Below are 13,404 nucleotides of genomic sequence, written 5' to 3' on the forward strand. Positions count from 1 at the left end.
CACTTGATGGCATGTCTGGTGCGACGCCGCTGCAGGCACATGCCCGGCGCCGTCCGGTGCAGATGGCGCGCGATTGCGCGATGACGCCAGGTCGATGCCGACCCGCTTCACCGCGCACCGCCAACACCTCAATCTGCCCACAAGGTTTCCGATGTCATCGCTGCCCTTCCCGTCCGTTGCGAGCGCACACCCGCGCCGCTGTCCCGCCCTGCCGCGGGCCATCCGCATGGCCTTGTCCGGCCTGCCGCTGCTGGCTGCGCTGAGCGCGCCCGCGCATGCCACCGAGCCACAGCAGAAGACGGCGACCACCCTCGCCGGCGTGCAGGTCACCGCGCCGATCGCGAAAGACAGCGACGCGGTGACCAAGACTGATACGCCGATCATCGAGATCACGCAGTCGGTGTCGGTGATCACCGATGAGCAGATGAGCCGGCGCGGCATCCAGGGCATCGAGGAAGCGGTGTGGTACACCGCCGGCGCCCAGGGCGGCGGCTACGGCGCCGATTCGCGCAGCGACTGGCTGCTGGTGCGCGGTTTCACGCCCGCGCGCTACATGGACGGGCTGGCGCTGGCCGCCGGCTCGGGCACCGGCATCACCCGCATCGAGCCGTACGGGCTGGAGCGGCTGGAAGTGCTCAAGGGTCCGTCGTCGGTGGTCTACGGCGCGATGCCGCCGGGCGGCATGGTCAACATGGTCAGCAAGCGGCCGACCGAACAGCCGTTGCATGAGGTGGGCGTCGAGCTCGGCAGTTTCGACCTGCGCCAGGGCAGCTTCGATTTCGCTGGCCCGCTGAACGATTCCGGCACTGTCCTGTATCGGCTCACCGGCCTGGCCCGCAACAGCGACACCATGGTCGATTACATCAGGGACGACCGTTACTACCTCGCCCCGGCACTGACCTGGAAGCCGAGCAACCGGACTTCGCTGACTGTGCTGTCGCACCTCCAGAAAGCCAATACGGCCAGCGGCGGCGGTTTCCTCCCCGCCGATGGCACCCTGCTGCCGAACCCGAACGGCAAGATCCCGCGCAACCGCTTCACCGGCGAGCCGGGCCAGAACGATTACGACAAGACGATCGCGTCGATCGGCTACGAGTTCCACCACGACTTCGCCAACGACCTGGCGTTCAATCAGAACCTGCGCTACGGCAAGGCCGACGTGGACAACAACGGCGGCAACGTGGGCGCCTTCGGCCTGATCGGCGACGGCCGCACCCTGCTGCGTTATCTGTTCCCGAACGAGAACCACACCAGGACCTTCGGCGTCGACAACAACCTGCAATACACCTTCGACGCCGGCAAGGTGCAGCATATCGTGCTGGCCGGCGTGGACTACCGCCGCGGCAAGGACGACTATGCGTCCGCGTTCGACTTCAGCGTCGGCGGACTGGACGTCTTCAACCCCGTCTACGGCAGCCCGGTGACGGTTCCGGCTTACACCAGCCACACGATGCAGACGCAGTCGCAACTGGGCGTCTATCTGCAGGACCAGATCAAGCTGGGCCGCTGGGGCATCACCGTCGGCGGTCGCCAGGACCATGTGAAAACCGACACCGACAACCTGATCGGCGGCAGCACCGCGGATCAGACCGATGACGCGTTCTCCGCTCGCATCGGCATCAACTACCTGTTCGACAATGGCCTGGCGCCGTATGCCTCGTACTCGCACTCGTTCCAGCCCACCGTGGGCACCGACTTCGCCGGCAAGGCCTTCAGGCCCACCACCGGCGACCAGTACGAAGCCGGCCTGAAGTACCAGCCGGCTGGCGGCAACGGTTTGCTCACCGCGTCGGTCTACCAGATCACCCAGCAGAACTCGCTGACGATCGACCCCAACCACACGCTGTACCAGGTGCAACAGGGTGAGACCCGCCTGCGCGGCGTCGAACTGGAAGGCCGCTGGAACCTCGCTGCCAACCTCGGCGTGTATGGCGACTACACGTACAGCAACTCGAAAATCATCCGCACCAACGACCTGCCTTCGCTGGGCCAGCAGATCGCCCTGCTGCCGCAGCAGCAGGCCGCGCTGGGCGCCGACTACACCATCGTCGGCGGCGCGCTGGCCGGGCTCGGTTTCGGCGGCGGCGTGCGTTACGTGGGCGAGCATTACGGCGACATCTACAACGACTGGAAGACGCCGTCGTACACCCTGCTCGACGCCGCCTTGCACTACGACACCGGCGGCTGGCGATTGCAGTTGAACGTCAGCAACCTCACCGACAAGACCTACGTCTCGGCCTGCAACAGCGCCTACTGGTGCTACTACGGCTACGAGCGCACGGTCACCGCCAGCGCGCGTTACCGCTGGTAAGGCGCCGACATGATCAGCCTGCTGGCTTTCGTGTTCGCCGCGTGTTCCGCCACCGCGTGGTACGCCGCTTCGCCGCATTGCCGGTGGCCCGCATTGCGTGGCCAGCCACGACTGGCACGCGGTGCAGGCGCTGCGCTGGCCTTGCTGTCGCTGCTCGGCTGGACCAGTGCTTTTGGCATCGCCTCCGGCCTGTGCGCGATGCTGGCCAGCGTGATGCTGGGGCTGATCGTGCAGCCGTGGCTGGCCTTGTTCATCGGCAGCCCGGACGCAGACGTCGTCCCGCCGGAGCAGGACTGATGTCCGGTTCCCACACCTCTCGCAGGAGACGCCCAGGCTCGCCGCCGACGTGCACGCGCCGCAGCCTTGCGTGGGGACGGCACTGATGTGGGCACGACTTGGCGCCGGCATCGTGCCCGGTTTCTTTCTTGCCGCCGCGCTGCTGGGCCTGGTCAGCTGGTTGCTGCCCGGCGCGTGGCAATCGACCATGATGGTCGGCCTGCTGTGCTTCTTCCCGCTGTGGATCGGTGTGCTGTGCACGTCACTGCGCTTCTCCAGCGGCAAACGTGCGTGGCTGTGGTTGAGCGGACTGGCACTGTTCGGGCTCGGCCTGTTGTGGCTGCTGCAGGCCGCCGGCTGGGTTCGCTGAGATGAAACTGCAACCCGCCACCTTGCGCACTTTCACCAGCTTGCACTCATGGGTGGGCATGCTCGCTGGCTTCGCGCTGTTCGTGGCGTTCTACGCCGGCGCGCTCACGGTGTTTCATCAGCCGCTGCAGCAATGGGCAACCGTACAACCGGTGGCGACCAGTACCCTCGCCGAGGCGCAGCGCCTGCTCGATCAGGTGCTCGCGCAACACCCCGCGGCACGCGAACACCTGGGCATGACCTTCCCCGGCTACGAGCTGGCCGAGCCCACCGCCTACTGGCAGGATCGCGAAGGCCACTGGCTGTTTGCCACGCCGGCCAACCCGGCCGGCAGCGCCCAGCGTCCCGGCACCAGCCTGCCCGAGTTGCTCAACGAATTGCACTACACGCTGGGACTGCCGCTGGTCGGCAGCTGGCTGATGGGACTGGTCAGCCTGCTGTATGGCATCGCGTTGGTGTCGGGCCTCGTGATCCATCTGCCGCGGCTGGCCAAGGACCTGTTCGCGCTGCGTCCCGGGCGCAATCTCAAGCGTTTCTGGCAGGACGCGCACAACGTGATCGGCGTGCTCAGCCTGCCGTTCCACATGATGTTTGCGGTCACCGGCGCGCTGCTGTGCCTGCTGTTCGTGCTGATGCTGGCGCTGAATCCGTTGATCCACGACGGCAAGCTGCTGGCCGCCTCGGCCGCGGCGATGGACACCGCGCCGATCGTGGGGAAGGCCGAGGTTCCCGGCTCGCTGTCGCCACTGGCGCGCTGGCATGCACGCTCGATCGAAGTGGCGCAGAGCCGTGGTGTGGCCGACTTCGTGCCTGGTTATCTGAAACTCTCACACGCTGGCGACGCCCATGCCGTGGTCGAGATCACCGGCGCAGCGCCGCGTGGACTCGGCGCTGGCGCGGTGGCGCTGGATGCCACCAGCGGCGTCTTGCTTGCCACCCAGTTGTCCGGCTCGCGCGATGCCAATCACGCGGTGCTGGCGGCGGTCTATGCGCTGCACTTCGGCGACTACGGCAACGTCGTAGTGCAATGGCTGTATTTCCTGCTGGGTCTGGGCGGCGCCTTCCTGTTCTACTCCGGCAACCTGCTGTGGATCGAGTCGCGACGCAAGCGTCGCCAGGCCGAACAGGGCCACTCATCGATGCTGATGGCGCGTGCCACCGTGGGCGTGTGCCTCGGTGTCTGCGTGGCGATTTCCGCCGCCTTCGTCGCGGCCCAGCTGCTGCCAGCGCTGGGCTGGCATGTCGCTGCCGGCGAACGCTTGATCTGTTTCGTCAGCTGGGCGCTTTGCGCGGCATGGGCATCCTGGCGCGCGCCCCTGCTGGCCGCGCGCGAATTGTTGTGGCTGGCAGCGTTCATCACCGCACTGATTCCGCTGGCCCATGGCTTCGCCACCGGCTGGTGGTTGTGGCGCAGTGCTGCAGCCGGTCACGACTCGCTGTTCGCGATTGATCTGGGCGCCCTGGCGATGGCCGCCGGCTTCGCCTCGCTGGCCCGGGCCGCGGCACGCCGTGGCCGCGATGGCGCCAGCCACAGCGTGTGGTCCATTGCTCCCGGGTAGCCAGGAGCCCGCGTGCGGGCGATGGTCGTCGAAGCATCGCTCGCACACAGGCTCCTACGAAGAGCGTTGGCGGTAGGGGGCCAGCAGGGTCACATCGTCGAACACGCCGGCAGCGAGCAGATAGCGCGGATCACGTCCAGCCGCGAGCAGCGCGCGAATGCGGGTGGCGGAAATTTCCAGCGGGGTGACGGCGAGCTCGATGAGCTTGCCCGCAGGCAGTCGGCACAAGCTGGCGGCGCTGGCGATGCGCCGGTGAGCGACCTCGCACTCCAGCTCATCGGACAACACGGCACTGATACCCGGCCGGCTCAAGACGCCAATGTGCGCCACATCGAACAGCTCGCGCCAGCGGTGCCAGCTGGCAAGCTGGGCGAAAGCATCCGCACCTACCAGCAGCACCAGCGGTCGATCACCTTGCTCGGCACGCAACTCGTGCAGGGTGTCGATCGTGTACGAGGGACCGGCACGATCCAGTTCACGCGTGTCGAGGCTGAGTCGTGACTGGCCTTTCAGTGCCGCCCGCAGAATTGCCGCGCGCTGTGTCGCCGAGGCAACCGGCGCATCACGATGCGGCGGCACGCTGGCGGGCAGCAGGCGCACTTCGGCGTCCAGCAATTCGGCCGCTTCCCACGCCACGCTGAGATGACCCAGGTGCACCGGGTCGAAGGTGCCGCCGAAGAGTGCCAATGGTTTGCTGGTGGTTTGTGGCAAGAGCTTTACCCCTTCCCCAACCCTCCCCTGCACGCAGGGGTGGAAGCGGTCATGCGAGCGCTCGGGCGGCGCGTGGTTCGGCGATGGCGGCAATCAGGCGTTCGGCTTCCTGCCACGGATTGCCCTGCTCGCGGCCCTTGACCATGCGGTCGATGCGCGAGGCACGGGCCAGACACTGCAGCCAATGTTCGCGCGGTGCGCGGCGCAACGCCTGGCGGAACAGATTCTCGCGCGCCTGCCACAGGTGCTCGGCGCGGAATTGCGCGGCAAGGTCCGGCGCGTTGGCCAGGCGCAGGGCCAGCTGCAATTGATTGACCAGCCAACCCATCAGCGCGAGCAGTTCGTCGCCCTCCGAACGCAGCCCGGCGAGGATGCGCAGCGCGCGCGCGCCCTCGCCCAGGAAGGCCGCGTCGGTGAGCTTGAACACGTCGTAGCGGGCGCTGTCGGCGACCAGGTTCTCCATTTCGGCGGCGTCGATGCGGCCCTCGCCGTGCAGCACGGCGAGCTTGTCGATTTCCTGCGCAGCGGCCAGCAGGTTGCCCTCGACGCGATCGGCCAGCAGCGCCACCGCATCGGACGTGGCGGACAGTCGGCGCGAGGCCAGCCGGGCGGTGATCCAGCTCGCCCATTCGTTCGGTCGCGGCGCATTGAACACCACCATGCAGCCGCTGGCGTCGAGCTTCTTGCTCCACGCGCCGTCGTGCTTGTTGCTCCACTCCATCGCGGTGATCAGCAAAGTCACGTCCGGCGGCGGATCGGCACAAAAGGCGTTGATCGCCTTGGCGCCCTCGATGCCGGGGCGCCCGCTGGGCAGTCGCAGATCGATCAACCGCCGACTGGCAAACAGCGACATCGAGGCACCGGACCGGGCCAGCTCATTCCAGTCGAAATGCTGGCCTACCTCGAGCACGTCGCGCTCGTTGTAACCCAGCTGGCGGGCGTGGGCGCGCAAGGCGTCGGCAGCCTCCAGCACCAGCAGCGGCTCGCCGGCCAGCAGGTAGACCGACTGCAGGCGATCGGCGGCCAGCGCCTTCTGCCATTGGCCGGGGCTCTGCGGCATCAGTGCGGGCTGGCGGCGCTGGCCGGCTCGGCCAGCTGGTGCCTGCTGGCGGCCTGCAGGCGGAACAGGATCGCCTGCACCATGTCGTCGTTGAGGCTGCGCTGCAGTTCCTGCACCTGCGACTCGTTGCCGACGGTATTGCTGGCGTCGTAGCTGTACTCGCGCGACATGTCGATGCGCTGATGCGGCAGCAGCGCATGGCCGTCGGCATCGTTGGCCTCGAACTCGACGTGGTAGCGCACCGCATATTCGGTGATCCGCACGTAGCCGCCGGCACTCAGCGTCTCGGTGCTGAACGTCGCCACCGGCACGCGCAGCTCGGCGATACCCGGGCCGCCATTGTCCTCGACCGTGACATCGGAGGTTTCCAGGGCACGGGTCAGGCGCCGCTCGAGCTCGCCGCCGCCACTGACCGTGAGGTGCACCCGCTGCATCTGCGGCGGCAGGTTCGCGTTCCCGCGCAGGTGGAATCCGCAGGAAGACAGCGCCAGAGCGGCGGCCAGCAGCAGAGCAGCCTGGAAGGCAGCGTGGAACAGACGACCCGCTTTCATGAAGCTCATGGATTTCATCCTGCGACGATGTTGACGATCTTGCCGGGCACCACGATCACCTTGCGTATGGTCAGGCCTTCCAGGAAGTGGGCCACCGGCGACTGGGCCAGCGCCAGTGCCTCGGCATCTTCCTTCGATGCATTCGCGGCAAGCTCGATGGTAGCGCGCAACTTGCCGTTGACCTGCACCGCCAGCGTCAGCGTGTCGCGTACCAGTGCGGCCTGGTCCACCTGCGGCCACGGCTGGTCTTCCAGCACGCTTTCGGGATGACCCAGCACCTGCCACAAGGCATGACTGACATGCGGCACCACCGGATTCAGCAGCAGCACCATCGCTTCCAGTGCCTCGTGGCGCACGGCGCGGCCCTGCTCGCTGGTGTCATTGAACTTGCCCAGCGCGTTCAGCAGTTCCATCAGCGCGGCGATCGCGGTGTTGAACGCATGACGCCGGCCGAAGTCGTCGCTGACCTTCTGGATCGTCTCGTGCAGCTGGCGGCGCAGGGTCTTCTGGCCCGCATCCAGCGCGGCGGGATCGGTCACCGCATGATCCGGCCCCGCCGCGTGCGCAGTCACCTCGCGCCACAGCCGCTTGAGGAAGCGCGCCATGCCCTCCACGCCGGCCTCGCTCCATTCCAGCGACTGCTCCGGCGGCGCGGCGAACATCGAGAACAGGCGCACCGTGTCGGCGCCGTACTTGGCGACCATGGTTTGCGGATCGATGCCGTTGTTCTTCGACTTCGACATCTTTTCGGTGCCGCCGATCTTCACGCCCTGGCCGTCGGCCTTCAGCAGGGCGCCGGTCACGCGGCCCTTCTCGTCGCGCTGGATTTCCACCTCGGCCGGGTTGATCCAGTCCTTCGAGCCGTCGGCGTTGTCGCGGTAGAACGTGTCGGCGATGACCATGCCCTGGCACAGCAGGTTCTGTGCCGGCTCGTCCGAATTCACCATGCCCGCGTCACGCAGCAGCTTGTGATAGAAGCGGAAATACAGCAGATGCATGATCGCGTGTTCGATGCCGCCGATGTACTGGTCGACCGGCAGCCAATGGTTGGCACGCGCGTCGATCTGCGCGTCGGCGCCCGGGCTGGTGTAGCGCGCGTAATACCAGCTCGACTCCATGAAGGTGTCGAAGGTGTCGGTCTCGCGCTCGGCCGGGCCGCCGCACTGCGGGCAAGTGGTCTTGCGCCACTCCGGATCGGCCTTGATCGGCGACTGCACGCCACTGAACGCGACGTCCTCCGGCAGCACCACCGGCAGTTGGTCTTCCGGCACCGGCACCGCTTCGCACCTGGGACAATAGATCACCGGGATCGGGCAGCCCCAGTAGCGCTGACGGCTGACGCCCCAGTCGCGCAGGCGGAAATTCACCCGGCGCTGGCCACGCTCCTCGGCCTCGAAACGCTTGGCCAGCGCATCCAGCGCCTGCTGGAAATCGAGCCCGTCGTACTCGCCCGAGTTGACCAGGATGCCGCGTTCGGTGAACGCGCACTGCTGCATGATGCGCTGCTCGAAATCCTCGATCACCTGCACCGCCGACTTGGTGTCGTAGGCGTCGGTGTGGCCACCGCCCAGCGCCGCCCCCATCGAGTCCGCGCCGGCGCCGCTGGACAGGTCGTGGCCGATCTCGCGCACCGCGTCGAGCACGCTGCGATCGACCACCACCATCTTGATTGGCAGGCTGTAGCGCTTGGCGAATTCCCAGTCGCGCTGGTCATGCCCGGGCACCGCCATCACCGCGCCGGTGCCGTAGTTCATCAACACGAAGTTCGCCACATACACCGGCAGGCCTTCGCCGGTGATCGGGTGCACCGCGCGCAGGCCGGTGTCCATGCCGCGCTTTTCCTGGGTTTCCAGTTCCGCTTCGGACACCCCGCCCTGGCGCAGGCCGGCGATGAAGTCGGCCAGCAGGGGGCGCGCCAGCGCTGCGTACTGGGCCAGCGGATGCTCGGCGGCGATCGACAAAAAGGTCACCCCCATCAGCGTGTCCGGGCGGGTGGTGAATACCTTGATCGGCTCGACCGGCGCCTGGTCGTCATAGACGTCGAAGCGGATCTCCAGCCCCTCGCTGCGACCGAGCCAGTTGCGCTGCATGGTCTTCACCGCGTCGGGCCAGCCCGGCAGCGTGTCCAGGCCGTCCAGCAATTCCTGCGCGTAGTCGGTGATCTTCAGGAACCACTGCGGGATCTCGCGCTTCTCCACGATGGCGCCGGAGCGCCAGCCGCGGCCGTCGACCACCTGCTCGTTGGCCAGCACGGTCTGGTCGACCGGATCCCAGTTCACCACCGCGTTCTTGCGGTAGGCCATGCCCTTCTTCAGCAGCCGGGTGAACATCAGCTGTTCCCAGCGGTAATAGTCCGGGCGGCAGGTGGCGAACTCGCGGCTCCAGTCGATCGCGTAGCCCAGCGACTTCAGCTGGCTGCGCATGTGATCGATGTTGGCGTAGGTCCATTTCGCCGGCGCGGTGTGGTTCTTGATTGCGGCGTTCTCCGCCGGCAGGCCGAACGCATCCCAACCCATCGGCTGCAGCACGTTCTTGCCCTGCATGCGCTGGTAGCGGCTGATCACGTCGCCGATGGTGTAGTTGCGCACGTGGCCCATGTGCAGCGCACCGGACGGATACGGCAGCATCGACAGGCAGTAGAACTTCGGCCGCGGGTCGTCCTCGCCCACCTCGTACGCGCGCTGCGCCGTCCAGTACTGCTGGGCGGCCGCCTCGACGGCCTGCGGGCGATAACCGCCTTCTTCGTGCTCGGGGGTGGTCGGGGCTTGGGTGTCCTGCATGATCACGATGCCATATGCGGTTGATGCGAGCCGGCAAGGACCGGCTTGAGTGAACTGGTCAGACTAGCCCAGCGCGGCCCGGGCGCCAAGCGGTGAACGCTAGCTCTGCGGGCAAGTGGCTGCCTGTCCCGCGCCCAGCGCGCGGCCGGCCGCCGCGATCTGGGCGGCGATGCGCGCGATGGCGCGCTGATGCCCCTGCACCAGCGCGGGATAGCCCTGCCCCACCGGCTCGCTGACCTGGCTGGTGCACGACAGCGTGGCGGGAGCCGTGCCGTGCAGCAGGCGCACGCTCCAGGCGCCCTCGATCAGCGCCTGCCCGCCCGGCTGCGAATCGAACCGGCGCAGGTCCAGCTTGATCCGCAACATCGGCTTTTCATTGCCCGGCAGGCCGCTGACGTCCTGACTGCGCAGCTCACGCGCCAGGTCGGCCGACAAGGCACTGCGCACCTCGTCGCCCAGCGGTGCGATCCAGCGTTCGCTGCCGAGCACGGCCATGCCCTGCCCGCCCTCGCGCACCACCAGTTGCGGCTGGTCGACCTGGGCCGGAATGCCGACCGGCAGCAGTTCGAACGGCAGCGCGGCCGCATCGGTGGCGGCGGCACCCGCATCCGCCGGCGCCACCAGCGTGTAGTAGTGCAGCGGGGCCGAGGCGCAGGCCGCCAGCAGCAGGCTCGCCGCCAGCGTCACTGAAACCTGCTTTGCGCGACGAATCATGGCTTGCTCCCTTGCACCGGCGGCGCAGCCGGCGTGGTGGTTTTGAGGTCGGCCGGCGCAGCGTCCGGGCGTCGACCGCGGATCAGCGCTTCCGGATGGCCGCCGAGATAGTCGGTCAGCACGCGCAGCGAACGGGCCATGCGCTGCACCTGCTCCAGCGTGGCGCCGAGGTTCTGCTGCAGCGGCGAATCGCCGGCCAGTGCATCGTTCGCCGTGCCCATGGTCTGCTGCACGCCATGCAAGGTGTCCTTGACCGCCGGCAGCGTCTGGCCGTTGACCTGCTTGATCGTGGCATTGAGCCCGGCCAGGGTCTGGTCCAGGTTGTGCCCGATGCTGTCGAACGGAATCTTGTCGAGCTTGTCGACGATCTCGGCCAGCTGCTCCTGCAGCTTGTCGAAACTGCCCGGCACGGTCGGGATGGTCAGCGGTTTCGCGCTCGCGTCGAACGCCACCTTCGGCGTCTTCGGCACGAAGTCCAGCGCCACGTACAGCTGGCCGGTGAGCAGGTTGCCGGTGCGCGCCTGCGCCCGCAGGCCATGTTCGACCAGACGCCCGATCATCTGCGACAAATCCGGATTCTCGCCATTCGCCTTGGCCAACGCCTCCAGCTTGTCATACGCCGCGCCCAGGCGCTGCGGATAGATCAGCGCACCCACCACCACCGGGAAACGCTGCTTCTGTTCGTCGTAATCCAGCCGCACCGACACCACCTTGCCGATGTTGATGCCGAGGAACTCCACCGGCGCATCCACCGCCAGACCACGTACCGATTGCTCGAAGCGCATGCGGATGTAGTGTGGCGTGCCGTCCGGCGGCGCCATCGCGGTGCTCTGGTCGCCGAACAACTTGAAGGCGTCGTCCTCTGCTGCCGGGCTGCTGTCATGCGGTCCGGGCGGATCCTGGAACGCCACGCCGCCGGCCAGCACGGTGGCCAGCGACTGCATGTTGAGGCTCAGCCCGTTCGCGCCCAGCGACACGTCCACGCCGCTGGCATTCCAGAAGCGCGAGGAGTGGGTGACGAACCGGTCGTTCGGACCATCGACGAAAATCTGCAGCGACACGCCCTTGCCGTCCTTGTCCAGCTGGTAGGACACCACCCGGCCGACCTGGATGCGCCGGTAATACACCGGCGAACCGATGTCGAGCGAGCCCAGGTCATCGCTGTGCAGCACGAAGCTGCGACCCGGCGCGCCGTGCGTCACCGGCGGCGGTATCTCCAGCCCCTTGAACTCGTCCTGGTATTTCGTCGAATCACCCACGTCGGCGCCGATGAACGCACCGGACAGCAGGGTACCGATGCCGGACACCCCACCCAGCCCGATCCGCGGACGCACCACCCAGAAGCGCGTACCGCTGGTGGCGAAAGCCTCGGCGCTCTTCTCCAGCGCCACGTTGACCAGCACGTGGCTGCGGTCGCCGCTGAGATGGATCTTGCTGACCCGGCCGATCACCACGTTCTTGTACTTCACCGGGGTCTTGCCGGCTTCCAGTCCCTCGGCGCTCTGCAGGCTGATCACGATATGCGGCCCGGCCTGCAGCCAGTTGCTGACCACCAGCGACAGCCCGATCGCCGCTGCCAGCGCCGGCACCAGCCAGATCAGCGAGGCGTTGAAGCGGCGTCGCCTGACCACCGGCCGCGGCAATGCGCCCTCGTTGGGGAGCTCGTTCGGCTGGCCCGTATCGGCTTGCTTGTCGTCAGTCATCTGAATCCTTGCCGTCCCAGATCAGGCGGGGGTCAAAACTCATCGAGGCGAACATGGTCAGCACCACGGTCAGGCCAAAGAAGATCACGCCGGGCAATGGTTCCACCAGGCTCAACACGCTGAAGCGCACCAGCGCCGTCAGCAGCGCCACCACGAACACGTCCAGCATCGACCAGTAGCCGATCAGCTCGACCAGCCGGTACAGCTTCGCACGCTGCGGCCGTGCCCACGTGCTGCCTTGCTGGCTGCTCAGCAGCAACGTGCCCAGCGCGAGGAACTTCAGCACCGGCACCACGATGCTGGCGGTGAACACGACGACCGCCAGGTACGGCGAGCCGGCGCGCCACAACTCCACCACGCCGCTGATGATGGTGTTGTCGTCCACGTCCTGGAGGCTGGCGGTGCGCATGATCGGCAGCACGTTGGCCGGGACGTACATGAAGAACGCGGCGATCAGCAGTGCCCAGGTGCGCGCGTAGCTGTTCGGCTTGCGTCGATGCAGCGTGGCACCACAGCGCGGGCAGGCCATCGCATCGTCGACGCCGTCGCCGTCCAGCTGCGCGTCGCCGCGCACGTTGCGGCAAACCAGCCCGCATACCGTGCATGCAATCAGGCCCAGCTCGGCGGCGCGCGGCAAGGCACTCATGCGGCCGCCTCCAGATCCTCATCCCACAGCTGGCGCAGGTCCACCCCGGCAAAAATGGTGATCAACAGGGTCAGCGCGGCATAGGCGTAGATGCCCGGGTCGGCACTGACTTCGAAATAGGTATGCGCCTTGACGATCGCCACCAGCGCGCCCATCACGAACACCTCACTCATCGTCCACGGGCCGAGGTGATGCAGGGTCACCATCAGCGGACGGAACCCCGGTGCACGGCGGCCGGCGCGGGCAAACCACAGCAGCCAGCCCAGCATGCTCATTTTCAGCAAGGGGAAGAAGAACAGCGTGGCGGCGACCAGCACCGAGACCACCTGCGCCTGCTCCCGCCACATCGCGATGATCATGCCCCACAGAGTGGTACTGCTGTACTGGCTGCCCAGGCCGAGGGTAACGATCGGCCACATGTTGGCCTGCACGAACACGATCCCGGCGGTCAGGATCAGCGCCAGCATCGCGTTGACGCTGAGCATGTGATGGCGCTCCAGCTCGGCCGCGCACAGCGCGCAGCGCGCCACCTCGCCACGCTCCAGCACGCGCCGACGGTAGACCGTGTCGCAGTGCTCGCAGATCAGCAGCGTTTCCGGTGAATCCTTGTGCATGCGCCCGATGCCTTGCTTCGGCGTGAGAATCCGTGGATTCTCGCAAATCCGACGTGAACGCGCTGGTTGATATGTGGCGTTCGAACCCTGATCTGAATCGACATCCGCCG

At 67.1% G+C, this 13,404-nt stretch carries 12 protein-coding genes; 4 read left to right on the forward strand and 8 right to left on the reverse strand.

Annotation, left to right across the window (positions count from 1 at the left end; translation table 11 throughout):
• Positions 1-151 precede the first annotated feature (151 nt).
• The 4 genes from ACQGNJ_RS11845 (at position 152) to ACQGNJ_RS11860 (ending at position 4,515) form a co-directional block, all read left to right on the forward strand.
• The gene (locus ACQGNJ_RS11845) at positions 152-2,311 is read left to right on the forward strand and encodes a TonB-dependent siderophore receptor (protein WP_426689451.1); all 2,160 of its coding nucleotides are present in this window, start codon (positions 152-154) and stop codon (positions 2,309-2,311) included.
• A 9-nt stretch (positions 2,312-2,320) separates the two neighbouring features.
• Entirely contained in the window at positions 2,321-2,608 is a 288-nt protein-coding gene (locus tag ACQGNJ_RS11850; protein WP_426689452.1) for a hypothetical protein, read from the forward strand.
• An 85-nt stretch (positions 2,609-2,693) separates the two neighbouring features.
• A complete protein-coding gene (locus tag ACQGNJ_RS11855; RefSeq protein WP_426689453.1) occupies positions 2,694-2,957 on the forward strand; it encodes a hypothetical protein in 264 nt (87 codons plus the stop codon).
• Between the two features lies 1 nt (position 2,958).
• The gene (locus ACQGNJ_RS11860) at positions 2,959-4,515 is read left to right on the forward strand and encodes a PepSY-associated TM helix domain-containing protein (protein ID WP_426689454.1); all 1,557 of its coding nucleotides are present in this window, start codon (positions 2,959-2,961) and stop codon (positions 4,513-4,515) included.
• A 54-nt stretch (positions 4,516-4,569) separates the two neighbouring features.
• Here ACQGNJ_RS11860 and nadD read toward each other — a convergent pair whose 3' ends face one another.
• The 8 genes from nadD to ACQGNJ_RS11900 all read right to left on the reverse strand — a co-directional run bounded on the left by nadD (position 4,570) and on the right by ACQGNJ_RS11900 (position 13,294).
• Positions 4,570-5,226, reverse strand: a complete 657-nt coding sequence (gene nadD / locus ACQGNJ_RS11865; protein ID WP_426689455.1) for a nicotinate-nucleotide adenylyltransferase — start codon at positions 5,224-5,226, stop codon at positions 4,570-4,572.
• A 49-nt stretch (positions 5,227-5,275) separates the two neighbouring features.
• A complete protein-coding gene (holA, locus tag ACQGNJ_RS11870; protein ID WP_426689456.1) occupies positions 5,276-6,286 on the reverse strand; it encodes a DNA polymerase III subunit delta in 1,011 nt (336 codons plus the stop codon).
• Positions 6,286-6,846, reverse strand: a complete 561-nt coding sequence (locus ACQGNJ_RS11875; RefSeq protein ID WP_426689457.1) for an LPS-assembly lipoprotein LptE — start codon at positions 6,844-6,846, stop codon at positions 6,286-6,288. Before ACQGNJ_RS11875 ends, holA begins: the two co-directional genes overlap by 1 nt.
• A gap of 5 nt (positions 6,847-6,851) precedes the next feature.
• On the reverse strand, positions 6,852-9,617 hold the full coding sequence (gene leuS, locus ACQGNJ_RS11880) for a leucine--tRNA ligase (RefSeq protein WP_426689458.1): 2,766 nt from the start codon (positions 9,615-9,617) through the stop codon (positions 6,852-6,854).
• Between the two features lie 99 nt (positions 9,618-9,716).
• A complete protein-coding gene (locus ACQGNJ_RS11885; protein ID WP_426689459.1) occupies positions 9,717-10,331 on the reverse strand; it encodes a PqiC family protein in 615 nt (204 codons plus the stop codon).
• Complete coding sequence (locus ACQGNJ_RS11890) at positions 10,328-12,034, reverse strand: PqiB family protein (protein ID WP_426689460.1); 1,707 nt, start codon at positions 12,032-12,034, stop codon at positions 10,328-10,330. The genes ACQGNJ_RS11885 and ACQGNJ_RS11890 overlap by 4 nt, the downstream gene beginning before the upstream one ends.
• A complete protein-coding gene (locus tag ACQGNJ_RS11895; protein WP_426689461.1) occupies positions 12,027-12,680 on the reverse strand; it encodes a paraquat-inducible protein A in 654 nt (217 codons plus the stop codon). Before ACQGNJ_RS11895 ends, ACQGNJ_RS11890 begins: the two co-directional genes overlap by 8 nt.
• Positions 12,677-13,294: a paraquat-inducible protein A gene (locus ACQGNJ_RS11900; RefSeq protein ID WP_426689462.1), complete on the reverse strand. Its 618-nt coding sequence runs from the start codon at positions 13,292-13,294 to the stop codon at positions 12,677-12,679. The genes ACQGNJ_RS11895 and ACQGNJ_RS11900 overlap by 4 nt, the downstream gene beginning before the upstream one ends.
• Positions 13,295-13,404: the final 110 nt, after the last annotated feature.

Source organism: Rhodanobacter ginsengiterrae, from assembly GCF_050026815.1.
Classification (GTDB): Bacteria; Pseudomonadota; Gammaproteobacteria; order Xanthomonadales; family Rhodanobacteraceae; genus Rhodanobacter; species Rhodanobacter ginsengiterrae.